Annotated in this window: 18 protein-coding genes and 8 pseudogenes; 21 read left to right on the top strand and 5 right to left on the bottom strand. The window is 74.1% G+C overall.

Translation table 11 applies throughout. The annotated features are described in order from the left end of the window. The first annotated feature begins 217 nt into the window (after positions 1-217). The 4 genes and pseudogenes from MMR14E_RS15685 to MMR14E_RS15670 form a co-directional block, all read left to right on the top strand. Positions 218-1,915, top strand: coding sequence for a porin (locus MMR14E_RS15685; RefSeq protein WP_419539351.1), 1,698 nt, complete (start codon positions 218-220; stop codon positions 1,913-1,915). 19 nt (positions 1,916-1,934) lie between these two features. Then, positions 1,935-2,267 carry a hypothetical protein gene (locus tag MMR14E_RS15680; protein ID WP_419539350.1) on the top strand — a complete coding sequence of 111 codons (333 nt, stop codon included), beginning with the start codon at positions 1,935-1,937 and terminating at the stop codon, positions 2,265-2,267. Positions 2,268-2,359: 92 nt separating this feature from the next. Continuing rightward, the gene (locus MMR14E_RS15675) at positions 2,360-3,142 is read left to right on the top strand and encodes a DUF6456 domain-containing protein (protein WP_331315537.1); all 783 of its coding nucleotides are present in this window, start codon (positions 2,360-2,362) and stop codon (positions 3,140-3,142) included. Positions 3,143-3,315: 173 nt separating this feature from the next. Further along, positions 3,316-3,501, top strand: a pseudogene (locus tag MMR14E_RS15670) (DUF6456 domain-containing protein); the annotation flags it as partial. 15 nt (positions 3,502-3,516) lie between these two features. On the opposite strand, the gene MMR14E_RS15665 reads toward MMR14E_RS15670, so the two are convergent. Then, a complete protein-coding gene (locus tag MMR14E_RS15665) occupies positions 3,517-3,945 on the bottom strand; it encodes a SufE family protein (RefSeq protein WP_331315535.1) in 429 nt (142 codons plus the stop codon). An 80-nt stretch (positions 3,946-4,025) separates the two neighbouring features. Beyond that, positions 4,026-5,117: a PAS domain S-box protein gene (locus MMR14E_RS15660; protein ID WP_331315534.1), complete on the bottom strand. Its 1,092-nt coding sequence runs from the start codon at positions 5,115-5,117 to the stop codon at positions 4,026-4,028. Positions 5,118-5,510: 393 nt separating this feature from the next. Here MMR14E_RS15660 and MMR14E_RS15655 point away from each other — a divergent pair, with 393 nt between their 5' ends. The 4 genes and pseudogenes from MMR14E_RS15655 (at position 5,511) to MMR14E_RS15640 (ending at position 9,263) form a co-directional block, all read left to right on the top strand. Then, entirely contained in the window at positions 5,511-5,846 is a 336-nt protein-coding gene (locus MMR14E_RS15655; protein WP_331315532.1) for a DUF3761 domain-containing protein, read from the top strand. A 483-nt stretch (positions 5,847-6,329) separates the two neighbouring features. Continuing rightward, positions 6,330-7,379, top strand: a pseudogene (locus MMR14E_RS15650) (phage portal protein); the annotation flags it as partial. A 41-nt stretch (positions 7,380-7,420) separates the two neighbouring features. Continuing rightward, positions 7,421-7,834 (top strand): annotated as a pseudogene (locus tag MMR14E_RS15645) (HK97 family phage prohead protease); the annotation flags it as partial. 136 nt (positions 7,835-7,970) lie between these two features. Beyond that, a complete protein-coding gene (locus tag MMR14E_RS15640; RefSeq protein WP_331315530.1) occupies positions 7,971-9,263 on the top strand; it encodes a phage major capsid protein in 1,293 nt (430 codons plus the stop codon). 49 nt (positions 9,264-9,312) lie between these two features. On the opposite strand, the gene dps is transcribed toward MMR14E_RS15640, so the two are convergent. From dps to MMR14E_RS15625, 3 genes and pseudogenes are all read right to left on the bottom strand, one after another. Next, positions 9,313-9,858, bottom strand: coding sequence for a DNA starvation/stationary phase protection protein Dps (dps, locus tag MMR14E_RS15635; protein WP_331315528.1), 546 nt, complete (start codon positions 9,856-9,858; stop codon positions 9,313-9,315). Between the two features lie 127 nt (positions 9,859-9,985). Next, positions 9,986-10,897: a S1 family peptidase gene (locus MMR14E_RS15630; protein WP_331315526.1), complete on the bottom strand. Its 912-nt coding sequence runs from the start codon at positions 10,895-10,897 to the stop codon at positions 9,986-9,988. Between the two features lie 119 nt (positions 10,898-11,016). After that, positions 11,017-11,318 (bottom strand): annotated as a pseudogene (locus MMR14E_RS15625) (S1 family peptidase); the annotation flags it as partial. Here MMR14E_RS15625 and MMR14E_RS15620 point away from each other — a divergent pair. From MMR14E_RS15620 to MMR14E_RS15560, 13 genes and pseudogenes are all read left to right on the top strand, one after another. After that, positions 11,279-11,467, top strand: a pseudogene (locus MMR14E_RS15620) (phage tail tape measure protein); the annotation flags it as partial. The pseudogenes MMR14E_RS15625 and MMR14E_RS15620 sit on opposite strands and share 40 nt — an antisense overlap. Positions 11,468-11,509: 42 nt before the next feature. Continuing rightward, the gene (locus tag MMR14E_RS15615; RefSeq protein WP_331315524.1) at positions 11,510-12,151 is read left to right on the top strand and encodes a DUF2460 domain-containing protein; all 642 of its coding nucleotides are present in this window, start codon (positions 11,510-11,512) and stop codon (positions 12,149-12,151) included. A 14-nt stretch (positions 12,152-12,165) separates the two neighbouring features. Then, positions 12,166-13,041 (top strand): DUF2163 domain-containing protein, encoded by an 876-nt coding sequence (locus tag MMR14E_RS15610; RefSeq protein WP_331315522.1) that lies wholly within the window; start codon positions 12,166-12,168, stop codon positions 13,039-13,041. Then, a pseudogene (locus MMR14E_RS15605) lies at positions 13,038-13,511 on the top strand (NlpC/P60 family protein); the annotation flags it as partial. The gene MMR14E_RS15610 and the pseudogene MMR14E_RS15605, both read left to right, overlap by 4 nt. A gap of 106 nt (positions 13,512-13,617) precedes the next feature. Further along, positions 13,618-15,729: pseudogene (locus MMR14E_RS15600) on the top strand (baseplate megatron protein TIM-barrel domain-containing protein); the annotation flags it as partial. A gap of 18 nt (positions 15,730-15,747) precedes the next feature. Then, on the top strand, positions 15,748-16,419 hold the full coding sequence (locus tag MMR14E_RS15595; protein ID WP_331315520.1) for a DUF2793 domain-containing protein: 672 nt from the start codon (positions 15,748-15,750) through the stop codon (positions 16,417-16,419). A 325-nt stretch (positions 16,420-16,744) separates the two neighbouring features. Further along, positions 16,745-17,116 carry a PepSY domain-containing protein gene (locus tag MMR14E_RS15590; RefSeq protein ID WP_012321896.1) on the top strand — a complete coding sequence of 124 codons (372 nt, stop codon included), beginning with the start codon at positions 16,745-16,747 and terminating at the stop codon, positions 17,114-17,116. A gap of 34 nt (positions 17,117-17,150) precedes the next feature. Next, a complete protein-coding gene (locus tag MMR14E_RS15585) occupies positions 17,151-17,828 on the top strand; it encodes a response regulator transcription factor (RefSeq protein WP_012321897.1) in 678 nt (225 codons plus the stop codon). A 150-nt stretch (positions 17,829-17,978) separates the two neighbouring features. Further along, complete coding sequence (locus tag MMR14E_RS15580) at positions 17,979-19,397, top strand: sensor histidine kinase (RefSeq protein ID WP_331315518.1); 1,419 nt, start codon at positions 17,979-17,981, stop codon at positions 19,395-19,397. Positions 19,398-19,415: 18 nt separating this feature from the next. Then, positions 19,416-20,591 (top strand): annotated as a pseudogene (locus MMR14E_RS15575) (tetratricopeptide repeat protein); the annotation flags it as partial. Between the two features lie 198 nt (positions 20,592-20,789). After that, positions 20,790-21,302: a cytochrome c maturation protein CcmE gene (ccmE, locus tag MMR14E_RS15570; protein ID WP_331315516.1), complete on the top strand. Its 513-nt coding sequence runs from the start codon at positions 20,790-20,792 to the stop codon at positions 21,300-21,302. A gap of 10 nt (positions 21,303-21,312) precedes the next feature. Beyond that, positions 21,313-23,313 carry a heme lyase CcmF/NrfE family subunit gene (locus MMR14E_RS15565; protein ID WP_331315514.1) on the top strand — a complete coding sequence of 667 codons (2,001 nt, stop codon included), beginning with the start codon at positions 21,313-21,315 and terminating at the stop codon, positions 23,311-23,313. After that, positions 23,313-23,777, top strand: a complete 465-nt coding sequence (locus tag MMR14E_RS15560) for a cytochrome c-type biogenesis protein (RefSeq protein ID WP_331315513.1) — start codon at positions 23,313-23,315, stop codon at positions 23,775-23,777. Before MMR14E_RS15565 ends, MMR14E_RS15560 begins: the two co-directional genes overlap by 1 nt. Positions 23,778-23,790: the final 13 nt, after the last annotated feature.

Genomic DNA, 23,790 nt, shown 5'->3' with positions numbered 1-23,790 from the left:
CGCGCCGGGGCGGCCCGGTCGGACGGTCTCGGCGAGGCCCTCGAACCCGTCGGGAGCTCGGCGCAGCGGCCGATCCCGGCCGGGCACCGGCACCGGAGCGCCGCGGGCGCGGCACAGATCCTGACAAGTCGAGCCGAGCACAGGCTGGAGACAATCGCCCCGGGATTATCCGGCTCCGCGATCCGTCCGACCTAATGGGGGATGTGTGGATGGTGGAATGGCAGATTCGATGCATGTTCTGTGTGCGGAGTACCGGAAACATCGTACGGGACGGGGGACAACGGGCGTTCTGGCGGGTGTGGCGGGGTTGCTGAGTCTGCCGGCGGAGGCGGCGGAACTTCCCGATCGGCGAAAATCTCAGCTCATCGAGCACGTGCGGATCTGCTCGGCCTACGGCCAGGCCTTCTTCTTCATCCCCGGCACGGACACCTGCCTGCGCCTCTCCGGCCGCGCGCGCTACGAGTACGCGTACCAGCCCTCCTACAGCCGCTCGGGCACCGCCACCGCCACGCCCGGGGATTACAGCGGCTACCAGGGCCGCCTCCGGATCAACCTCGATGCCCGGAGCCAGACGTCCTACGGCACGCTGCGCGCCTTCCTGCGCCTCGACGCCGGGAGCCGGACCGGCTTCGCCACGATGCATGCCGGCGCGCTGAACCGGATCGGCGGCGCCTTCCCGGCCCTGGGCGCCGACCAGTTCGGCCGGGCCCAGCAGCAGTTCAACGTCGACAAGGCGTTCATCCAGTTCGCCGGCATGACCGCCGGCCGCGCCTCGTCGTTCTTCGATTTCTACGCCCACGACTTCGAGTTCATCGTCGCCAGCATGGGCTCGGACAATCCCGCGACCAACCTCGCCGCCTACACGGCGACGCTGGGCAAGGGCCTGTCCGCCTCGCTGTCGGTGGAGGACCCGATGTTCCGCCGCACGCCGGTCTACGCGTCCCAGAACGCCGCGGCCTCGGCATTCCCGAACCCCGGCGCCATCTTCTCGCCCGGCAATCCGGTCGCGCCGATCTTCGTCGGGTACGACGCCGCCGGCCGGCCGACCGGCGTGGGCTTCGTCGACACGGTCCAGCGCAGCCGCATGCCCGACATCGTCGGCGTGCTGCGCTCCGACCAAGCCTGGGGCTCCGCGCAGCTGTCGGGGGCCGTGCACGAGGTCAACCACGGCCTGCTCAGCAGCGTGTCGTTCGCCGGCACGAACCTGGGCGCGCCCGTCTCGGTGGGCAACAACCGCGCGCCGGGCGGCGCGGCCTCCGCCTTCGGCTGGGCCGTGCAGGGCGGCGTGAAGGTCAACCTGCCGTTCATAGCGACCGGCGACACCCTCTACCTTCAGGGCGCCTACGGGGAGGGCACCGCCCTGTATACCGGCCTCCCGGCCTATAACGGCCCCTGGGCACAGTCGGCCACCGCGGTGCAGGGGGCGGCCTTCTCCCAGTTCTTCAGCGACGGCGTGATCAACCCCTTCACCCAGCGCCTGGAACTGTCGACGAGCTACTCGTTCACGGCGGCGATGCTGCACTACTGGACGCCCGCGATCCGCTCCGCCTTCTTCGGGTCCTACGGCGCCCTGAGCTTCGCCCGCGGCGCCCGCGCGGCGCAGGGCGCCTATTTCGGCGCGACCGGGACCGGGCCGGGCACCCCCGGCACGCGGTTCTTCGACCTGAGCCAGGTCCTGCGGGACAGCTACCGCTTCGTCGTCGGCGGCAACCTGATCTGGTCGCCGGTGAAGGAGTTCGATATCGGCGTCGAGGCGATCTACACGCGCTACGGGCCGCGGAGCGGCCGCATCCTCGACCTGGGCCGGTATCCCAACCAGAACGCGGCCTACGTCAACAACCTTGCCAACCCGGTCTCGACCGCCCGCCACGTCGACGTCATCCAGGTGCGCGCGCGGGTGCAGCGGGACTTCTGAGGGCGGCCGCGGATCGGGCGTGAGCCGGGAGAGCCGGCTCGGCCGGGAGCCGGTTCCGACCTCGGGCGTTGATCCGCCGGCCGTGGCGCCGTTCACGGTCGCCGGTTCGATCCCGAGGTGCAACATGGACGCGATCCCCGACCCGCAGCCGGATCCCCAGGACGATCACCCCGCCGCGGACCTGGAACGCGTGAACGACGTCCTGGCGACCTGGGCGGCGCGCTCCGCCGCCGAGAGCGCCGCGCTGATCGAGCGGTTCGAGGCGATGGGCTACGAGGTCAGCGGCAAGTCGGAGAGCGAGATCGCCGACATCCTGCACCGTCCGCCGACGCGCGCCGCCGCCGCGAGATAGCTGTGGGTTGTAGGTAAAAAAGCCTTGACCTTCTGAGTCTTCCTGGCAAACTGGGGGTTCTCACGTCCGTCGTAACATACACGGAACAAAACATGAACAAACTTGCCAAGGGCGGCCGTTCTGCCTCGACCGGGGCGGGATCGCGCGGCGCTTCCCCGGACGGTCTGCCGGCGGAGGCGACGCGCCTGCTGGCGCGGCTCGGCGAGCCGGGCGCCTACGCGCGGCCCGACCCGCTGGTGGAGGACGCGCTGGTCGCCCGGCGCGGCGGCGACGGGATCTCGGTGGGGAGCGGGCGCTTCGCGGCCGGCTCCGGGCGGGCCCTGGCGGCGGCCGATCTGGCGACGTGGAACGCGGCCGGCACGCGCCTGACGATCAGCGAGGCGGGTCGGGCGCGCCTGCGCCGGGAGGCCCGGCCGGGCGACCTGACTTTCGCGGCCCAGCACCGCGACCTCGCCGTCGTGGAGGGCGGCGCCGGGCCGGTCCTGCGCAACGCCGCCGAGAACCCCCTGGCCTGGATGGTGCGCCGGCGCGACCGCGACGGCGCGCCGCTCATCGACGCGGCCGCCTTCGAGGCCGGGGAGCGTCTGCGGCGGGACATGACCACCGCCGCCCTGCTGCCGCGGATGGGCGCGGATCTCGGGGCGCCCCGGATCGACGGCGGCGGCCCGCGCGACCCGGCTTCCGCGGCCGACCACGTGATCGCGGCCCGGCAGCGGGTGCGCGGCGCCCTCGACGCGGTCGGGAGCGACCTGTCGGGCCTGCTGATCGACCTGTGCGGCTTCCTGAAGGGCCTGGAGCGGATCGAGGCCGAGCGGCGCTGGCCGGCCCGCTCCGCCAAGGTCGTGGCCCGCATNTCCAATCACGCCCGGGCCTGAGCGCCGCTCGACCCGGGACGAACAAACCCGTCATTCCGGGGCCGCGGAGCGGAGCCCGGAATCCAGACGCGCGCGCGACCCGGCAGGATCGTCGGTCTCCTCCGGGACGGCAGGCGGGTCTGGATTCCGGGCGCGCCTCCCGCGCCCCGGAATGACGGACCGCTGCATGAGGTGGCCTGCTGATCGACCTGTGCGGCTTCCTGAAGGGCCTGGAGCGGATCGAGGCCGAGCGGCGCTGGCCGGCCCGCTCCGCCAAGGTCGTGGCCCGCATCGCCCTGGGGCGACTGGCCGAGCATTACGGTCTGGAGCGGGAGGCGACCGGTCCGGACCGGGCCCGCCTGCGCCTGTGGCGGGGGTGAGGCCGCCCGGGCGGCTCAGGCCTCGGCGGCGAGCCGGACCGCGTCGCGGTGGATGCGCTCCGCCATCGCCCGCACGCCGTTGGAGCGCTTCGACGTGACGTGGGCGCCGAAGCGGAGCTGCCGGAACAGGTCGAGGCCGTCGGTCTCGGCGGCCTCCTGGGGCGTCTTGCCGGTGTAGAGCGCGATCATCAGCGCCACGAAGCCGCGGACGATGAACGAATCGCTGAAGCCGTGCAGGACGAGGCGCGGCGTGCCGTCCGCCGGCTCCGCCCGCGTGTCGATCCAGACCTGGCTCTCGCAGCCGTGGACGCGGTTCGCCTCGGTCCGCTCCGACTCGGGCATCGGCGGCAGCGCGCGGCCGAGCTCGATCAGGTACTCGAGCCGCATGTCATCGTCGTCGACGATCTCGAAATTCTCGATGATGGTGTCGATCGGAGGGAGCATGCTCGGCCGGGTCCGGAAGGGTCTGCGCCGCTATAGGCCGGCCGCGCCGCCGTGGCGACGGGGTCCGGCGCCGCGGGCGCTCATTGCGCGCCGGGGCGCGTCGACGGCAGGGTCAGCCACAGGGGATCGCCCGGGCTGGCATCGCCCGCGACCGCGATCTCGGCCTGGGCCGCGTAGGCGGCGATGAGGCGCGGGCCGAGCTTCGGGACGTTCGGCCGCCCGGACGCGGCCATGTCGCTCACCCCCGAGACGATCGAGAGGCGCAGCGGCGTGCCGGCCTCGATGCCGATGGCGATCGAGCAGGCGACGTGCTCGGCGGTCGCGTCGAGGCACTCGGCCACGATCTCCGCGACGATCATGCCCAGGGCGTTGGCGGTGCGCGGCTCCACGAGGCCGTTCCCGGAGCCGCCGACCTGGACGCCGATCCGCCCGGCCCGCCGGAGCTGCCCGAGCCCGGAGGCGAGGCGGTGCAGGTAGTCCTTCAGGTCGATCGACGCGATGTGCGGCGCCTCGTGCAGGTGCTGCTGCACCAGCGCGATCGCCCGGACCCGCTGGCCCAACGCCTCGAAACTGCCGCGGCAGGGATCGGGGGCCGCCCGGCCGTACAGGCCGATCAGGCTCACCATCACCTGGAGGTTGTTGCGGACCCGGTGGTAGACCTCGGCCAGCAGCGCCTCCTTCTCGGCCAGCGCGTGCTCGATGTGCTCCTCCGCGTGCTTGCGGTCGGTGATGTCGAAGCAGGAGCCGAGATAGCCCTGGAACCGGCCGTCCTCCACGAGGGGCCGGGCGGTGTCGAGCAGCCAGCGGTACTCGCCGTCGTGCCGCCGCAGGCGGAACTCGACGGTGAACGGCGCCCGCGCCTCGAAGGCCGCGGCGACGATCCGGGCATGGCGCTCGAAATCCTCGGGATGCAGCCCGCTGCGCCAGCCGAGGCCGAGCTCCGCCTCCAGGGGCCGCCCGGTGAATTCCAGCCAGCACTCGTTGTGGTGGATCGCGTGGCCGGCCTCGTCCGAGCGCCACATCATCAGCGGCACGACGTCGGCGAATCGCCTGAAGCTGTCGCTCAGGGCGGCGGCTTCCGCGGTGCCCTGTGCCGGACCCCGACCAGGATCCCCCGTGGGGCCGCTGCCGAGCGGGTCTTCCGCGCCGGACCCTGGTGGCTCACCGACCATTCTGTACCCGATTCACTCTGACGGACTGCGTGAGAGGCGACGCCTGCGTGCGGATGGCGCCGGTCAACGTGTCGACCGGACGGCCGTTCCGGTCCTGAACCGCCTTCAGAACTGCCATTCACCAAGACATTAGCGACAATACCTTTCGAGCCCGTTCAGCATGCCGTCGCCGAGGGGTCCCGCACGGGGCATGCGGATTGACCTGCGGCCCTGCCCGCGATCCGCCGCGCGGGCGCGGGCGAGCCGGTCGGGCGGCCCCGGCCGAGGCCCGGTCCGCGCGCTGCCCGCGAACCGCTTGCACAACCTGTAGCCGGCCTTGGGATAACCACAGATCGTTCGTGACGCCTCGTCTTGGTTGTGTCTCTTGGCTTTAGACACAACCTTGAGGCTGCTGTGCTGCCTGTGCCGATCGCGACACCGTCCGTCCACCGCGGGCAGGCGCCTCCCCGGGGCGCCGCCCGGTGGCCGGTGCTGGCCGGCCTCGTCCTCCTCGGCCTGTCGGGCGGCGCCGTCGCCCGGCCGTTCGCGGAGCCCGACGACCGGAACCTCGACCGCCACGGCCATTACCGGAGCCGGGACGGGTCCGACGTCCACCGGCCGGCCGAGAGCCTCGACGGCCGGAAGCCCGCGGGCGCCACGGCCAAGTGCCGGGATGGCACCTGGAGCTTCAGCCACACCCATCGCGGCACCTGCTCGGGCCACGGGGGCGTGTCGCGCTGGGAGGCCTGAGCCTGCACAAGTGCCTTAATTCCTATTACGGTCGAGAGATAGGAATTTGCACTTGACACCGGCGCGCTGCCGGGGTATCAACCAGGCACGGTCGAGACGTGTGCGGAGAGACGCCGATGTGGCCACCCCCTCCCAGCAGGGCGGACAGCCGCGCCGAGGCCCTGACGCTGCTGCGCGAGACCGACCTGACCTGCGACGCGATCGGGGCCCGTCTCGGCGTCCACCCGAAGACGGTGCACACTTGGAACGTCCGGGCCGGCTGGCCGAGGCCGCGGCGGCAACGGCCGCGGCTCCTGACGGGGCGCTGGCCCGCGGCGCGCCGGGCCGCCCTGATCCGCCTGCTGTGCACGCCGGGCGCCGATCCCGGCGACGTCACCGAGATCCTGGGGCTCGGCCGGCTCGACCCGGCGATGATGGCCACGGCCTTCGGGGCTGACCTGCCGCTGCCGCCGGCGGTCACCGGGCGCGGCGACCCCGCGGCCNCTCGCCCGGGCCGGCTATCAGGCCAACCCGGTGGTCCACCGGGCGGTGCGGCTCGTCGCCGAGAGCGCCGCCGGCCTGCCGCTGATCGCCACCGGCCCCGGCGCCGAGCGCGCGGGCGACCTGCTCGCCCTGCTGGCGCGGCCGAACCCCCGGGAGAGCGGCCCRCACCTCCTGGAGACGCTCTACGCCGACCTCCTCCTCACCGGCACGGCCTACCTGGAGGCGGTGAGCCTCGACGGGCGGGTCGCGGCCCTCCAGGCCCTTCGGCCCGGGCGGATGCGGGTGCTGCCGGGCCCGGACGGCTGGCCGGCGGCCTACCTGTACACGGCGGGCGGGCGCAGCCGCCGGTTCGACCTGCCCGAGCCGGGGACCGCCGTGGCGCCGATCCTGGCGCTGACGCTGTTCCACCCGGAGGACGAGACCGGCGGCCTCGCGCCGATCGCGGCGGCGGCCGCGGCCCTCGACATCCACAACGCCGCGAGCGCCTGGAACAAGGCGCTGCTCGACAACGCCGCCCGGCCGTCCGGCGCCCTGGTCTTCGCCGGGGCGACGCTGTCCGAGCCGCAATTCGACCGGCTGAAGGCGGAGCTCGAGGCGAACTACCAGGGCGCCGCCAATGCCGGCCGGCCGCTGCTGCTGGAGGGCGGCCTCGACTGGAAGCCGCTCGCGCTCTCGCCGCGCGACATGGATTTCGTGGCGGCCAAGGACGCGGCCGCCCGGGAGATCGCCCTGGCCTTCGGCGTGCCGCCGCTGCTGCTCGGCCTCGCCGGCGACAACACCCACGCCAACTACGCCGAGGCCAACCGCGCCCTCTACCGCCAGACGCTGATCCCCCTCGCGGCCCGCACCGCCCGGGCGCTGGCGGGCTGGCTGGAGCCCGCCTTCGGCGCGGTCGACCTCGAGCCGGACCTCGACCGGATCGAGGCGCTGGCCGGCGAGCGGGAATCCCTGTGGCGCCGGGTCCAGGCCGCGGATTTCCTCTCGGTGTCGGAGAAGCGGGAGGCCGTGGGCTACCCGCCGGCGATGCCGCGGGCGCCGGGCCCGCCCTGAGGCGCGGGGCGGGCCCTCACTGTCCCATCCGAGGATCCCCCATGGACGGCCATTTCTCCGGCTATGCCAGCCTGTTCGGCGTGCCCGATCTCGGCCGCGACGTGGTGGTCTCGGGCGCCTTCGCGGCGAGCCTCGCCCGCCGCGGGGCCGCGGGCGTGCGGCTCCTGTTCCAGCACGATCCCGCCGAGCCGATCGGCCGCTGGCTCGCCCTGCGCGAGGACGGTCGCGGCCTGTTCGCGGAGGGGCAGCTCAACCTCGCGGTGCAGCGCGGCCGCGAGGTCGACGCCCTGCTGCGCGGCGGCGGCCTCGACGGGCTCTCGATCGGCTTCCGCACGGTGCGCGCCGGGAAGGGCGCCGGCGGCGAGCGCCGGCTCCAGCAGGTCGACCTCTGGGAGATCTCGCTCGTGACCTTCCCGCTGCAGCCGGGGGCCAGGGCGCGCCCGGTCCCGAGCCCGGGCGCCGACCCGGAGGCGGACGCCCGAAGGGCGCCGCGAGACCTGCCGCCAGACCTGCCGCGAGACCCGCCGCCGGACCCATCGCTCGGCCGCTGCCGGCCGCGCGCTCCTGACTTCCACCTCGACGAGGCCCGCCATGGACGCCCAGACCCCGATCGCCGATCCCGCCCTCGCGCCGCCCTGCGGCCTGCCGCCGCTGGAGAACAAGGCCGCCCGGCCCGAGGGCGGCCCGGTCCGCTCCGCCCTCGACGAGCTCGCCGCCGCCTTCGCGGCCTTCAAGGAGACGAACGACGCGCGGATCGACCGGATCGAGGGCCGCCTCGGCGTCGACGTTCTCACCGAGGAGAAGCTCGCCCGGATCGACGCGGCCCTCGACGCCGCCCGCACCCGCCTCGACCGGATCGCCCTGGAGCGGGCCCGCCCGCCCCTCGGCCAGCCGGACGTCCGGGAGGCGGGGGCCGCGCACGAGCACAAGGCCGCCTTCGACCTCTACGTCCGGGCGGGCGAGAGCGCCGGCCTGAAGCGTCTGGAGGCCAAGGCGCTGTCGGCCGGCTCCGGGCCGGACGGCGGCTACCTCGTCCCCGACACGATCGAGCGGACCGTGCTGGCGCGCCTCGGCCAGGTCTCGCCGATCCGGGCGATCGCCAGCGTGCAGCCGATCTCGGGCGCCCAGTACAAGCGCGCCGTCTCGGTGGGCGCGCCGGTCACCGGCTGGGCCGCCGAGATCGCGCCGCGGCCCGAGACCGCCGCGCCGGCCCTGTCGGAGATCGCGTTCCCCGCCATGGAACTCTACGCGATGCCGGCCGCCACCCAGACGCTCCTCGACGACGCCGTGGTCGATCTCGACGCGTGGCTCTCGGCCGAGGTGGAGACCGCCTTCGCCGAGCAGGAGGGCGTCGCCTTCGTCTCCGGCAACGGCGCGAGCCGCCCGCGGGGCTTCCTGAGCTACGACACGGTCGCCAACGCCGCCTGGGTGCCGGGCAAGATCGGCACGGTCGGCACCGGGGCGGCCGGGGCCTTCCCGTCGGCCAGCCCGGCGGACGTGCTGTTCGACCTGATCTACGGGCTGCGGGCGGCCTACCGGCAGAATGCCGGCTTCGTCATGAACCGGCGCACCCAGAGCGCGATCCGCAAGTTCAAGGATTCGGAGGGCAACTATCTCTGGCAGCCGCCCCTCGCCGCCGGCCGGGCCGCGACGCTGGTCGGCTTCCCGGTCACCGAGGCCGAGGCGATGCCGGACCTCGCCAAGGACAGCCTCTCGGTGGCCTTCGGCGACTTCCGCCGGGGCTACCTCGTGGTCGACCGGACCGGGATGCGGGTGCTGCGCGACCCGTACTCGGCCAAGCCCTACGTGCTGTTCTACACCACCAAGCGCGTCGGCGGCGGGGTCCAGGATTTCGACGCGCTCAAGCTGCTGAAGTTCTCCTGAGCGCCCACGGCAAGGTGGACCGCGGTGTGGCCGCGGTCCGCGTCGGCACTCAGCGGCCCGGGTTGCCGTCGCGCAGGGTGCCGGTCGGCTCCTGCACGTGCGCCTCCAGGAACCAGAGGTGCTTGTCGACCGCCCGCGAGATCTCGGTGAACAGGTCGGCCGTGCCGGGATCGCCCGCCTCGTCGGTCTCGTCGATGTTCTGCCGCACCGCGTTGGCGTAGGCGGCGTAGCTGTCGATCAGCGCGGCGATGTGGTCGGCGATGGCGTAGATGCCGGTCGGGTAGGCCGGCAGCTTGGTGCGCTCGGCGACCGTCTGGGTCGAGCCGAAGGCCGTGGCGCCGAGCTGGACCGCGCGCTCGGCGACGCTGTCGTTCAGCTCGTCGAGCTGGGTGCGGAACCCGTCGAGCATCTCGTGGACGCCGATGAATTGCGGGCCCTTGAGGTTCCAGTGGGCCTGCTTGATCGCGAGCGCGAGGTCGATCCCGTCCGCGAGCCGCGCGTTCAGCGCCTCGATCGAGACCTTCTTGGCGTTCGAGTCGGTGTTGTTGCGGGTCTTGTGCGTCCGCGGGGTGTTGCTGGTGCCGGTGTCGGCCATGCTCTCGCTCCGTGAGCCGGGAAGGTTCGGATGCGAAAAGTGCCGATCGGCCCCCGGGTTCCCGCAGGCGCGAAGGATCCGGGGGAGGGCGGCGGGTTTGCCGCGGCGGGGCCGTGCCGGGGTCGTTCTAGTGGCGGCGGCCCGGGCGGGCCATCCAGTCCGACCGGGTGCCGCGGGGCGCGGTCTCGCCGACCTGGATGCGCGACAGCTCCGCCGCGCGCGCGGCGATCCAGCCGGCATGCTCGGCCACCGGGGTCACGGCGGTGAAGCCGCCGCAGGCGGTCCGGCGCGCGCCCTGCTGCAGGGCGCCGCTGGACCAGCTCACCACGCCGACGATCCGGTAGCCGCCGGGGCCGCCGGTCAGGATCGGGCCGCCGGAATCGCCCAGGCAGGCGCCGGCGCCCGAGGTCTCGGCCATGCGCCGCCGGTCGGTCACGACGGTCACCCGGTTGGCGACCTGGAGCGAGCCGATCGACACGAGGTGGGCGAGGCGCAGGGTCCGCGCCGAGTTCCGCCGGTTCTCGGCCACCACGCCGAAGCCCGCGATGTCCACGGGCTGCCCGTCGGAGATCGAGGCCGCGCCCCGGGGATCGAGGGGCACGAAGTCGTTGCCCAGCGGACGCTCGAGCTTGAGCAGGGCCAGATCGACCCCGGGCTGGTCCTCGGGCGTCGTCCCGGACACGAAGTCCGGGTGCATGGAGGCGGTGATCACCGCGGTCCGGTGCTGGCGGAAGTTCCGGTCGACGCTGATCACCGTGTAGCCGGCCGGCCGCATCACGCAGTGGGCCGCGCTCAGCACGAGGTCCGGGGCGATCAGCGTCCCCGAGCAGATCTCGCCCTCGGTGCTCTCGATCCGGACCACGAAGCTGCGCGCCCCGTTCGGGTCCCGCGTCGTCGTGCCGTTGATCACCGCCGCGGCGGGCGTGGGCAGCAGGCCGCCGAGGGCGCCGAGCAGCGCCACGCCCAGGATCCCGCCCCACAGCCCGCCGCGCAGGCTGCGCTCGCGGGGGCCGGCCTTTCGGATCGGGCGAGGGGACATCGGGAACTCCGGGCGCGCGGAGGCGCGGGTGTGTGACGCCGGGGGCGGCGCCGCGTGAGCCTAGAGCAAGGCAATAGCCCGGCCAAGCTGAGGTTCCCCGCGCACGCGGCGCCGCGACGCTACTCCGACCAGCGCGCCGTCCGGTCCCAGCCGCCGAGCACGCGGTCGATCCAGCCCCGCTGCGGCCCCACCAGGACGCCCTGGGTCAGGCCGCCGCAGGCGCCGCCGATCCAGGCCGACAGGGCGAGGATCGCCCCGTCCGGCCCCGCGATCGGGCCGCCGGAATCGCCCTGGCAGGCGCCGCCGCCCGCGCCCTTCAGCCAGACCAGGAGGCGGCTCGGCCCGTAGGGCTCGATCACCGGCAGGCCGATGCTGCGGTAGGTGCCGGTGGAGCGCGGGTCGCCGGGCCGGGCCGCGCCGTNCGGCGTGGCGGCGGGCGCCGCCGCGGCGCGGCCGGTCTCCGTGACGGTCCATATCGCGACCCCCGATCCGGGGGCCTTCCGCCGCTCCGAGGCGCAGGTGACCGCGAGCCTCGCCCGGGCGGTGGCGCGCGGCCAGCGGGCGACGTGACGACGCCCGCCGCCGATGCCCGTTCCGGAAGCCGAGTTCGCCATGGCCGACGATTTCCACGAAGTGCTGTTCCCCCTCGACGTCTCGCTGCGCGCCGGCGGCGGCCCGCAGCGGCTCACCGAGATCGTGACCCTGGCCTCGGGCCGGGAGCACCGGAACGGCCGCTGGGCCGATTCCCGCCGCCGCTACGAGGCCGGCTTCGGGCTGCGCGGCCTCGACGCCCTGCACGCCGTGCTGGCCTTCTTCGAGGAGCGGCGCGGGCGGCTCTACGGCTTCCGGTTCCGCGACCGGGTCGACAGCCGCTCCGGACCGCCCGGCCGGCCGATCGGCGCCCTCGACCAGCCGCTCGGCACCGGCGACGGCGCCACCGCGTCCTTCCCGCTGGTCAAGACCTACGGCGCCGGCTTCGCGCCCTACCGGCGCCGGATCGCCAAGCCGGTGGCGGGCAGCGTCCGGGTCGCGGTGGCGGGCCGGGAGGTCGAACCCGGCGCCTGTGCGTGCGACCCGACCACCGGCCTCGTCGTCTTCGCGCCGGGCCACGTCCCGCCCGCCGGCGCCGCCGTGACGGCGGGCTTCACCTTCGACGTGCCGGTCCGCTTCGACACCGACGCGCTGACGATCGACCTCGCCGCCTTCACGGCCGGCGAGATCCCGAAGGTGCCGCTCGTCGAGATCGTGCCCTGAGGAGGCGGGACCCCATGCGCGACATCCCGGAGGCCTTCGCGGCCCATCTCGCCGGCGGGGTGACGACCCTGTGCCGCTGCTGGTCGCTGCGGCGGCGGGACGGGCTCGCCCTCGGCTTCACCGACCACGACCGCGACCTGACCGTCGCGGGGCTCGTCCACGCCGCCCGAACCGGGCTGGAGGCGGCCGAGGCCGGTGCCGAGCTGGGCTTCGCGGTCTCGGGCGGCGACGTGGCCGGGGCGCTGAGCGGCCTCGGCCTCACCGAGGCGGACATCGCCGGCGGCCTCTACGACGGCGCCGCCGTGGAGACCTGGCTGGTCGACTGGACCGAGCCCGAGACCCGGCTCCTCCTCGACGTCGCCACGATCGGCGAGGTGCGCCGGGACGGCGACGCCTTCGTGGCCGAGCTGCGCGGCCTCGCGCACCGGCTCGGTGCCGAGCGGGGCCGCACCTACCGGGCGACCTGCGGCGCCGATCTCGGCGATGCCCGATGCCGGGTGGACCGCGCCGCGTGGACGACGGCCGGCCGGGTGACCGGCGTCCCGGAGCCGGCCACGCTCGCGGCGGCGCTCGCCGGGTCCTTCGCGGACGGCCTGTTCACCGGCGGGCGGCTGACCTGGACGATGGGCGCCAATGCCGGGCTCGCGGCGGACGTGCGCCTCCAGTTCGGGCCGCTGATCGAGCTCTGGACGGTGCCGCCCCGGCCGGTCGCCGCCGGCGACGGGTTCAGCCTCACGGCCGGGTGCGACAAGCGCCTCGCCACCTGCCGCGACCGCTTCGCCAACGCGGTCAATTTCCAGGGCTTCCCGCACATGCCCGGCAACGACGCGGTGATGCGGGCGGTCCCGGGCTCGGACCCGATCCTCGACGGCGGGAGCCTGTTCCGATGAGCGCGATGCGGCGCGAGAGCGGCCGAGATATCGGTGTCGCGGCGCTCGGCGAGGCGCGGCTCTGGCTGGGCACGCCCTACCGCCACCAGGCGTCGCTGCGCGGCGTGGGCTGCGACTGCCTGGGCCTGCTGCGCGGGGTCTGGCGCGGGCTCTACGGCGCCGAGCCGGAGGTGCCGCCGCCCTATTCCGGCACCTGGGCGGAATCGGCCGCGCCCGGGACCGACCCGCTCACCGAGGCGGCCGCCCGCCACCTCGTGCCGGTGCCCGGATGCCTGCCGGGCGCGGCGCCCCGGGCGGGCGACGTCCTGCTCTTCGCCTTCCGCCGCCACCTGCCGGCCCGCCACTGCGCCATCGCCACCGGCGCCGGCGCGATGATCCACGCCCACGACGGGGCCGCCGTCACCGAGGTCGCGCTCACCGGATGGTGGCGGCGGCACGCGACGGGGGCGTTCCGGTTTCCGGAGGTCCCCACAGGCTGCGGCGACGCGGAGTCCGACCTGCAGCCCGGCCCCGGTGAGCGCCGAGGCCGGCGTGTCGCGGGCGAGTCGGTCGATCCCGGAGCCCCACCATGGCGNCGGCTACCCGGCGGTGCAGGCCCTGCGCGCGCTCGCCGCCGCGCTCCGCGACCGCCTCGGCCCGGCCGTCACCCTGGTCTACGCGGCGGACTGGACCGAGTACGGCGCCCATGTGGGCGACGGCGGCGCCACCGTCCGCTTCCCCCTCGACGACCTGTTCGCCGACCCGAATATCGGCGCCGTCGGGATCGACTGGTACCCGCCCGTCTCCGACTGGCGCGACGACCCGGACCACGCCGATCTCGCGGTGACGGGCGACATCGCCGACCGGGCCTATCTGAAGGCCCGGGGGGCGTCCGGCGAGGCCTTCGACTGGTACTACGCCGACGCCGCCGACCGCGCCGCCCAGGCCCGCCGGCCGATCACCGACGGCGCCGCCGGCAAGCCGTGGCTCTACCGGGCCAAGGACCTCGTCGCGTGGTGGTCGAGCCCGCACGTGGAGCGCGACGGCGGCGTCGAGACCCGCACCACCGCCTGGGTGCCGGCCGGCAAGCCGATCTGGCTCACCGAGATCGGCGTTCCGGCGGTGGACAAGGGCACCAACGGCCCCAACGTCTTCCCGGACCCGAAATCGTCCGAGAGCGCCTTCCCGCCGGGATCCCGCGCCCTGCGGGACGAGCTGATCCAGCTCCGCGGGCTGGAGGCCGTGATCGCGCGGTTCGACCCGGCCGTGCCGGGCTTCCGGGAGGCCGACAACCCGGTCTCGCCGGTCTACGGCGGCCGCATGGTCGATCCCGACGGGATCTTCGTCTGGGCCTGGGACGCGCGGCCCTTCCCGGCCTTCCCGACGGTGCGGGGCGTCTGGGCCGACGCCGCCAACTGGCGCGTCGGCCACTGGATCACCGGCCGGATCGAGGGCTGCGACCTCGACCTGCTGGTCCAGCGGATCCTGGCGGATTTCGGGTTCGACGCGCCGGTCTCCGTGGAGGCCGCCGCCTATCTCGACGGCTACGTGATCGACCGGCCACTCACGGCGCGGGGCGCCCTGGAGACCCTCGCGGAGGTCTACGGCCTCGACGTCTCGGCGGTGGCCGGGACCCTGCGGCTGCGCGGTCCACGGCGCGACCGGCCCGCGATCCTGGCCGAGGGCGACCTCGTCCGGCTGTCGGAGGAGCGGCCGGTCCTGCACCAGGTCCGGGCCGAGGAGAGCGCCCTGCCGCGCTCCGTGGAACTCGCGATCACCGATTCCGAGAGCCCGGATTACCGCCGCGCCGCGGCCTCGGCCGTGCGGCCCGCCGGCCTGCGGCGGCGCGAGACCCGGGTCGAGGCGGCGATCGTCACCCGCCGGGAGACCGCCGACGGGCTGGCGGAGGCGCTGCTCGACCGGCTGATCGCCTGCCTCGGGCGCACCCTGTCGGCGCTGCCGCCCGGCCCGCTCTGGCGGATCCAGAGAGGCGTGCACCTCGACGTCGCCCTGCGGCGCGGCGCGACCCTCGCGTCGATCGGGGCGGGCGCGATGCTGGCCGGGGGCAACCTGTTCGCCCTGCTCGGCGCGGACGGGACCGTGGAGCTGCTCGGCGCCGCGTCCGCGGTCCTGACCGGGCCCGACGCCTGCCGGTTGTCCGGGTTCCTGCGCGGGCTCGCGGGCAGCGAGGCGGCGGCGGGGCGGGTCAGCCCGGCGGGGAGCCTGATCGTCCGCCTCGACGACGGTGCCGTGACGCCCCTGGTCGACCGGCTGGACGAGGTCGGCCGCGCGTTCCGCTACCGGATCGGGCCGGCGGACCGCGATCCGGCCGATCCGGCCTTCACCGAGATCACCGCCACGGCCGGCCTCGCGGCGCTGATGCCCCTGCGGCCGGTCCACCTGCGGGCGCGGCGCGCGACCGACGGCGTGCTGCTCTCGTGGATCCGCCGGGCCCGTCGCGACGGCGACTCCTGGGAGCCGGCCGAGATCCCGCGCGACGAGCCGGAAGCCTACGCGGTGACGGTGTTCTCGGCCGCCGGCGCGGCCCTGCGGACGGTCCGGGCCGAGGCCCAGCACTGTCTCTACGCGGACGAGGCGGCCGATTTCGGCGGCGCCCAGACGCATCTCGACGTCGCGGTGGCGCAGATCGGTCTCGTCGCCGGCCCCGGCCCCGCCCGCCGCGTCCGAATCCCCGTCCGCTCGGCCTGACTGTCCGGGAGCCGCCCCATGTCCGACGCCACGCCCCGTCTCGGCCTGCCGCTGATCGCCGCGAGCCAGGCGCAGAAGCACGTCACCCACAACGAGGCGCTCGACCTCCTCGACGCGCTGGTCCAGCTGGCGTGCCTGGACAAGGACCTCGCCGCGCCGCCCCCGGCCCCCGCGGAGGGCGACCGCTACCTCGTGGTCGCCGCCGAGCCCGGGGGCGCCTGGGCGGGGCTCGCGGGCCAGGTGGTGCGCTACGCCGACGGCGTCTGGACCGGCGCGGTGCCGCGGGCCGGCTGGCTCGCCTGGCTGATCGACGAGGCCGACCTCTACGTGTTCGACGGCGCGGCCTGGACGAGCCTCCGCCGGATGCTGGGCGCGCTCCAGAGCGTCGCCCGTCTCGGGATCAACACGGCCGCCGACGCCACGAACCGCCTCGCGGTGAAGTCCGATTCCGCGCTCCTGACCTGGGACGACGCCACGCCGGGCACCGGCGACATGCGGGTCTCCGTCAACCGGCAATCCGCCGCACGCGACGCCGCGCTGGTCTTCGAGACCGGCTACGCGGCGCGGGCGCTGCTGGGCACCCTCGGCAGCGACGACTTCACCCTGAAGGTCTCGCCCGACGGGGCCCCCCCGCACCGCCGGCGAAGACGAACCCGCTCTCGATGCAGCTATCCATCTCCGCATCATTGATATGCGGATAGACGAACTGGGTCTTCGGGAATGGTACGTCGGTCGGATCTTCGCCGTCGCCGTATTCGCCGGAGCGGCCGCACATCATTCCCACGCGGGCAGANCCCGGGCCGGCGCCGTCACCGTGAGACCGGCCGCGGCGCCTGTGGGAAGCGGCGCGCGGCGTGGAACCGGGCGCCGCCTCGGCCGTCATGTCCGCACGATGCCGCCCGCCACCGAGTCAACCGCGAAGGGACTGTCCGGACCGCCGCCGACGAATGCCGGGGCCGACGCACGGCTACGTATTCAGGACGCATTCAGTGCCCTGGGCTCACATCGTCTGCCAATGCGCTACGCCATCGCCCTCGTCGCCATCAGCCTGACCGCCGCGGCCCTCGCCGCGGGCGGTCTCGGCTCCATGGCCGATGACGGGCCGGCCCCCCAGACGGGCGCGGTGTCCAGCCAGGCGCCGCTGCGGATCGAGAGCTGCCTGTCCCCCGCCGACCTCCGCGAGGAGGTCGGCGAGCGGCGGGTGATCCCTCCGGTCGCGGCGATCCGCGCCGCCCGCACGGTGATCCCCCGGGCCGAGATCCAGCGGGCGAGCCTCTGCCGCCACGCGGACGGTCTCGTCTACATGCTCACCGCCTTGCGCCGGGACGGGCATTTCGTGCACGTGATTGTCGATGCGCGCACCGGCACCGTGGCGGGACAGTATTGAGCGGGCGCCGGGACCGTTTCGGAGGGAGTGAGCCGTGCGTCTGCTGGTTGTGGAGGATGACAAGGACATCAATCGGCAGGTCGTGGCCGCGCTGGAGGAGGCCGGCTACGTCGCCGACAAGGCCTATGACGGCGAGGAGGGCGGCTATCTCGGCGAGAGCGAGCCCTACGACGCCATCATCCTCGACATGGGCCTGCCCAAGGCCGACGGCGTCACGGTGCTGCAGAAGTGGCGCCGGGCCGGCGTGAAGACCCCGGTGATCATCCTCACGGCCCGGGACCGCTGGTCCGACAAGGTCGACGGCTTCGACGCCGGCGCCGACGACTACGTCACCAAGCCCTTCCACATGGAGGAATTGATGGCCCGGGTGCGCGCCCTGCTGCGCCGCGCCGCCGGCCACGCCACCAGCCAGATCGCCTGCGGGCCGGTGACCCTCGACACGCGCTCCGGCAAGGTTTTCGTCGACGGCGCCCAGGTGAAGCTGACGAGCCACGAGTACCGGCTGCTCTCCTACCTGATGCACCATACCGGCCGGGTCGTGTCCCGCGCCGAACTCACCGAGCACCTCTACGACCAGGATTTCGACCGCGACTCGAACACGATCGAGGTGTTCGTGGGCCGCCTGCGCAAGAAGCTCGCGGTGGACCTGATCCAGACCGTCCGCGGCCTCGGCTACCTCGTGGATCCCAACCAGCCGCCGGCCCGGATGTGAGCGCGGCCGCGCGTTCCGGGCTTCCGCGACCGCGCGGCGCTGATCGGCGTCGGGGCGGCCGCGCGCGTCGCCCGCGGACCCCTCGACGATCGCGTCGACGGTCGCCTCGTCCACGACGCGGCGCCGCCCGTCTGAGCGACCGACGCCTCCATGATCGACCTCATCGGCCTCTTCTCCCTGCGCCGCCGCTCCATCGCGGTGCGACTCGCCGTGTCGGCGTTCCTGTCGAGCTCCGCGATCCTGCTGATTGCGGCCTGGATCCTCACGACCCTCTACCGCGAGAACACCGAGCGCTCCTTCGACAGCCGGCTCCTCGTCTTCGCCAACAATCTCGCCACCGACCTCGTGTCGCCCAACGACCCCGAGAGCCGGACCTTCTCGCTCGGCGACCCGCGCTTCGACCTGCCCCTGTCCGGCTGGTACTGGCAGGTCGGCAAGCCCGACGCGAAGCCGCGCGACGTGCGCACCTCCCGCTCCCTGGTGGGCGTGCCGCTCCCGCCCGCCACCGATTCCGACGGCAAGGTCGGGGTCGGGCAGATCCGCCAGGGCTACGGCAAGGGGCAGGACGGACGCCTCCTGCGCATCATGGAGCGCGACGTCGATCTCGGCGAGGAGGGCCGCTACACGGTCCGGGTCGCGGGGCCCGCCGACGAGATCGTCAACGACGTCGACCGGTTCCGGAATTCGCTGACCATCACCTTCGGCCTGCTCGGCCTGTCGCTGGCGATCACCACCCTGCTGCAGATCCGGTTCGGCCTCGCGCCGCTCAAGAAGATGCGGGCCGCGCTCGGCGCCGTCCGCCGGGGCGAGGCCGACCGCATCACCGGCACCTATCCCCGCGACATCGCGCCGCTCACCGGCGAGGTGAACCTCCTGATCGAGACCAACCGCGAGATCCTGGAGCGCGCCCGGACGCAGGTCGGCAACCTCGCCCACGCCCTGAAGACGCCGCTCTCGATCATCGTCAACGAGGTCGGCGCCTCCGACGCCCCCGAGGAGCTGGCGCAGAAGATCCGCGAGCAGGCCGCGGTCATGCGCGATCAGGTCAACTACCACCTCGACCGGGCCCGCGCCGCGGCGCTCGCCGGCACGCTCGGCACCTCCACGGAGGTGGAGCCGGCGCTCGCCGGCCTCGTGCGCACCTTCGGGAAGATCTACCGCGACAAGGACATCGCCTACGACGTCCACGTGCCGCCGGGCCTGCGCTTCCGCGGCGAGCGCCAGGATTTCGAGGAGATGGTCGGCAACCTCGTCGACAACGCGTCCAAGTGGGCCCACGGCCGGGTGGCGATCCGGGCCGAGGCGGTGAGCAAGGACGATTATCCCCACCTCGTCGTCGCCATCGAGGATGACGGTCCGGGCCTGCCGCCGGAGGCCCGGCAGGCCGTGCTCGGCCGGGGGCGCCGCCTCGACGAATCGAAGCCCGGCTCCGGCCTCGGCCTGTCGATCGTGGCCGACCTCGCCGCCCTGTACCGGGGGCGCTTCACCCTGGAGGAGGCGGCGCTCGGGGGCCTCCGGGCGGTGCTGGAGGTGCCGGGCGACCTGCCGGTCGGCACCCCGGCCCACTGAGGCCGCCGCCGCGCTNGCCTGCGCCGCCGGCGCGCCGCCTCGGCCTTCGCGCTCTCCACCATCCCCCTCGTGGCGCTCATCGCCTACGGGCTGTACGGGTCGCCCGAGGTGCCGGCGCAGACCGAGGCCGACCGGCAGGCCGCCCGCGGCGGCGCCGACGAATTGATGAAGGCGGTCGGCCAGATCGAGGCGCGCCTCGCCCGGGACCCGAACGACGCCCGCGGCTGGGCGGTGCTCGCCCCGGTCTACATGCGCACCGGCCGCTTCGACGACGCCGCCCGCGCCTACGCCAACATCGCGCGGATCAAGGGCGAGACCGCCGACCTCCTGGCCGACCAGGGCGAGGCGCTCACGGCCGCCGGCGACGGCACCGTCTCGCCCGAGGCCAAGGCGCTGTTCGAGAAGGCGCAGGCCAAGGAGCCGAACGCGCCCAAGCCCCGCTTCTACCTGGCCCGCGCGGCCGAACAGGCCGGCGACACCGGCGAGGCGATCCGCCAGCTCACCGAACTCAAGGCCGCCAGTCCGCCGAACGCCCCCTGGCTCGGGATCGTCAAGCAGAGCCTCGCCCGCCTCAAGGGCGAGCCGCCGCCGCCCGCGACCCCGCAGGCTGCCCCGAAGATCCCGGCGGAGCAGCAGGCGGCGATCCGCGGCATGGTCGACGGGCTCGACGCCCGCCTCAAGACCGGCGGCGGCACCCCCGACGAGTGGCTGCGGCTCGTCCGGTCCCGGATGGTCCTCGGCGAGCGCGAGCAGGCGACCGACGCCCTGGCCCGGGCGCGCGCGGCCCTCGCGGGCGACCCGCAGGGCCTCGCCCAGGTCGAGCAGGGCGCCCGCGCCGTGGGGGTCGGGGCGGAGGGCGATGCGCCCGCGCCGGCCGAATCGGGCCCGGCGGCCCCGAGTGCCCAGGCCGAGAAGGAGGCCGCGATGGCGGCCGTGCGCGCCATGCCCCAGGCAGAGCAGCAGGCGGCGATTCGCGGGATGGTCGAGGGGCTCGACCGGCGCCTCGCCGCGCGGGGCGGCACCCCGGACGAGTGGATGCGGCTGGTGCGCTCCTACAGCGCGCTGGGCGAGCGCGACCAGGCGGTGAAGGCCCTCGACCGCGCCCGGATGGCGCTGGCCGCCAACAGCGAGGCGGTGGCGCGACTCGACGGGCTCGCCCGGGAGCTGGAGCTCCCCGCCAAGCCCAATCCCTGACCAGCCGGACCTCCGCCAAGCCCTGTCACCGGCACCACAAGATCGCGAGCCCGCCGCCGCGGAGCGCTCCGTACGACAATCGGTCCCGACGCCCGCCCTTGACCCGGGGGCGCCTGGAGCCGACACCCTCAAGACTAGAATGAGAACGGTTCCGGTCGGGGCGGATCTCCGCGCGCCGGACCGCGGGGTGGAAGTATCGTGACGCGTAAGAAACGCCGCCTGATCCTGATCGCCGCCTGCGGCAGCGTCCTGGCGCTCGCCGTGGGCCTGATCCTGTACGCCATGAGCGGCTCCATCGTGTTCTTCCGCTCGCCCACCGACATCGCCAAGCAGGCCATCGCCCCGGGCACGCGCCTGCGCCTCGGCGGCTTGGTGAAGGACGGCTCGCTCAGGCGCGGCCCCGACCAGGCGGTCGACTTCGCCGTCACCGACACGAACGAGACCGTCGAGGTCCACTACAAGGGGCTGCTGCCGGACCTGTTCCGGGAGGGGCAGGGCGTGGTCGCCGAGGGCGTGCTGGAGCCGGGCGGGCAGTTCCGCGCCGACACGGTGCTGGCCAAGCACGACGAATCCTACATGCCCCGCGAGGTGGCCGACGCGCTGAAGGCGCAGGGGCGCTGGCAGGAGGGCGGCCCGAACAAGGGTGGCCCCGCGCCGAAGCCCGCCACCGCGGCGGCGGACAGCACCCTCGGTCCCCGCAGCGAGCGGTGAGGGAACCCGCATGATCGTCGAGACCGGCCACTTCGCCCTCGCGCTCGCGCTGGCGATCTCCCTCGTCCAGGTGGTGATGCCGATCTGGGCCGCCCGCTCGGGCGACCCGGCGCTCCGCCAGATCGCCTCCCAGGCGGCGCTCGGCGCCTTCGCCTGCGTGCTCTTCGCCTTCGCGGCGCTCACCTACGCGCACGTCACCTCGGATTTCTCGGTCCAGAACGTCGTCGAGAACTCGCACACGCAGAAGCCGCTGATCTACAAGATCTCCGGCGTCTGGGGGAATCACGAGGGCTCGATGCTCCTCTGGGTGCTGATCCTCACGCTGTTCGGCGCCTGCGTGGCGGCTGCCAGGAACTCGGTGCCGCCGCGGCTCCGGGCCAGCACGCTGGGCGTGCAGGGGCTGATCACCTTCGTGTTCGTGCTGTTCATCATCACGACCTCGAACCCGTTCACCCGCGTGATCCCGGCGCCGCTCGAGGGCAACGACCTCAACCCGCTGCTGCAGGATCCCGGCCTCGCGATCCACCCGCCGCTCCTCTACGTCGGCTATGTCGGCTTCTCGATCAGCTTCGCCTTCGCGGTGGCCGCGCTGATCGACGGGCGGATCGACGCCGTCTGGGCCCGGGCGGTGCGGCCCTGGACGCTCGCCGCGTGGTGCTTCCTGACGCTCGGGATCGCGATGGGCTCCTACTGGGCCTATTACGAGCTCGGCTGGGGCGGCTGGTGGTTCTGGGACCCGGTCGAGAACGCCTCGCTGATGCCGTGGATCGCCGGCACGGCGCTGCTGCACTCTACCGTGGTGATGGAGAAGCGCGACGCGCTGAAGGTCTGGACGGTGCTGCTCGCCATCCTGACCTTCTCGCTCTCGCTGATCGGCACCTTCCTGGTCCGCTCGGGCGTGATCACCTCGGTGCATTCCTTCGCCACCGATCCGACCCGCGGCGTGTTCATCCTGGCGATCCTGATCCTGTTCATCGGCGGCTCGCTGACGCTGTTCGCGTGGCGGGCGCCGCTGCTGCGGCAGGGCGGGCTGTTCGCGCCGATCTCCCGCGAGGGGGCGCTCGTCCTCAACAACCTGTTCCTGGTCGCGGCCTGCGCCACCGTGCTGGTCGGCACGCTCTACCCGCTGGTGCTGGAGATGCTGACCGGCGAGAAGATCACGGTCGGGCCGCCCTTCTTCAATTCCACCTTCGTGCCGCTGGCGATCCCGCTGCTGCTGATCGTGCCCATGGGGCAGGCGCTCGCCTGGAAGCGCGGCGACGTGCTCGCCGCCGCCCAGCGCCTTTTCGCCGCCCTGGCGGTCGCCCTCGCGGTCGGCCTCGCGGTGGTGGCCATGACCTGGGGCGGGCCGGTCATGGCGCCGGTCGGGATCGGCCTCGGTGCCTACCTGCTGATCGGGTCCGTCCTGGAGATCGCCACCCGCGCCCGGGGCTACGGGGCGAGCCGCGCCCGGTCCCTCGGCCAGATCGGCCGCCGCGCGCTCGGCCTGCCGCGCTCGGCCTGGGGCACCGCCATCGCCCATGCCGGGGTCGGCGTCGTGGTGCTGGGCATCGCCGCGCAGGGCTGGGCCACCGAGGGTCTGGCGACGCTGAAACCCGGCCAGAGCCTGGCGACAGGCCCGTACGTGGCGACCCTGGACCGGGTCGCGCCGCGCAAGGGACCGAACTACGAGGAGGCCGCCGCCTACCTGACGATCCGCACCCGCGGCGGCGACGAGGTCGGGAAGATCGAGACCGGCAAGCGCTTCTACCCGAGCCGCAAGATGGCGGTGACGGAATCGGGCCTGCTGACCAACGGCGCCAGCCAGGTCTACGCGAGCCTCGGGGAGATCGGTCAGGACGGCGGCGTCGGCCTGCGCCTCTACTACAAGCCGCTGGTCCTGCTGATCTGGCTCGGCGCGGTGGTCATGGCCGTGGGCGGCGGCCTGTCACTCACGGACCGGCGGATGCGCGTCGGCGTCCCCGCCAGGGCGAAGGCGCGTCCGCTCCCGGTCGCGGTGCCGGCCGAGTGATGGCGCGCCGCCCGCTCCTCCGGCCCGCGCTGGCGGCGCTCGCCCTTCTGGCGGCGCTGCCGGCCCACGCGGTGCAGCCCGACGAGGTGCTGAAGGACCCCGTCCTGGAGCACCGCGCCCGGGAGATCTCGGCCGAACTGCGCTGCCTCGTCTGCCAGAACCAGTCGATCGACGATTCCGACGCGCCGCTCGCCAAGGACCTGCGCCTGATCGTCCGCGAGCGTCTGGAGAAGGGCGACAGCGACACGGCGGTGCTCGACTACGTCGTGGCCCGCTACGGCGAGTTCGTGCTGCTGCGCCCGGTCTTCGCGCTGCACACCCTGCTGCTGTGGCTGACGCCCGTGCTCGCGGTCCTGCTCGGCGGGCTCGGGATCTGGCGCCTCGCCCGCCGCCGCCCCGCGACGGCGCGAAATCTGTCGGCCGCCGAGGAGGCGGAGGTCGCGGCGCTGCTGCGGCGGGAGTAGAATCGCGGGCGGA

The sequence above is a fragment of the Methylobacterium mesophilicum genome (assembly GCF_036441335.1).
GTDB classification, from domain to species: Bacteria; Pseudomonadota; Alphaproteobacteria; order Rhizobiales; family Beijerinckiaceae; genus Methylobacterium; species Methylobacterium mesophilicum_B.
The sequence above is the reverse complement of the archived record's forward strand: the minus strand, read 5'-3'. Positions and strand labels throughout refer to the sequence as shown.

Bases quoted from the DNA above. Each gene is read 5' to 3' on its own strand.
- MMR14E_RS15685 (WP_419539351.1), top strand. From the start codon at position 218: ATGGCAGATTCGATGCATGTTCTGTGTGCGGAGTACCGGAAACATCGT.
- MMR14E_RS15665 (WP_331315535.1), bottom strand. From the start codon at position 3,945: ATGCTCCCTCCGATCGACACCATCATCGAGAATTTCGAGATCGTCGAC.
- MMR14E_RS15660 (WP_331315534.1), bottom strand. From the start codon at position 5,117: ATGGTCGGTGAGCCACCAGGGTCCGGCGCGGAAGACCCGCTCGGCAGC.
- MMR14E_RS15640 (WP_331315530.1), top strand. From the start codon at position 7,971: ATGGACGCCCAGACCCCGATCGCCGATCCCGCCCTCGCGCCGCCCTGC.
- dps (WP_331315528.1), bottom strand. From the start codon at position 9,858: ATGGCCGACACCGGCACCAGCAACACCCCGCGGACGCACAAGACCCGC.
- MMR14E_RS15630 (WP_331315526.1), bottom strand. From the start codon at position 10,897: ATGTCCCCTCGCCCGATCCGAAAGGCCGGCCCCCGCGAGCGCAGCCTG.
- MMR14E_RS15615 (WP_331315524.1), top strand. From the start codon at position 11,510: ATGGCCGACGATTTCCACGAAGTGCTGTTCCCCCTCGACGTCTCGCTG.
- MMR14E_RS15610 (WP_331315522.1), top strand. From the start codon at position 12,166: ATGCGCGACATCCCGGAGGCCTTCGCGGCCCATCTCGCCGGCGGGGTG.
- MMR14E_RS15595 (WP_331315520.1), top strand. From the start codon at position 15,748: ATGTCCGACGCCACGCCCCGTCTCGGCCTGCCGCTGATCGCCGCGAGC.
- MMR14E_RS15590 (WP_012321896.1), top strand. From the start codon at position 16,745: ATGCGCTACGCCATCGCCCTCGTCGCCATCAGCCTGACCGCCGCGGCC.
- MMR14E_RS15580 (WP_331315518.1), top strand. From the start codon at position 17,979: ATGATCGACCTCATCGGCCTCTTCTCCCTGCGCCGCCGCTCCATCGCG.
- MMR14E_RS15565 (WP_331315514.1), top strand. From the start codon at position 21,313: ATGATCGTCGAGACCGGCCACTTCGCCCTCGCGCTCGCGCTGGCGATC.
- MMR14E_RS15560 (WP_331315513.1), top strand. From the start codon at position 23,313: ATGGCGCGCCGCCCGCTCCTCCGGCCCGCGCTGGCGGCGCTCGCCCTT.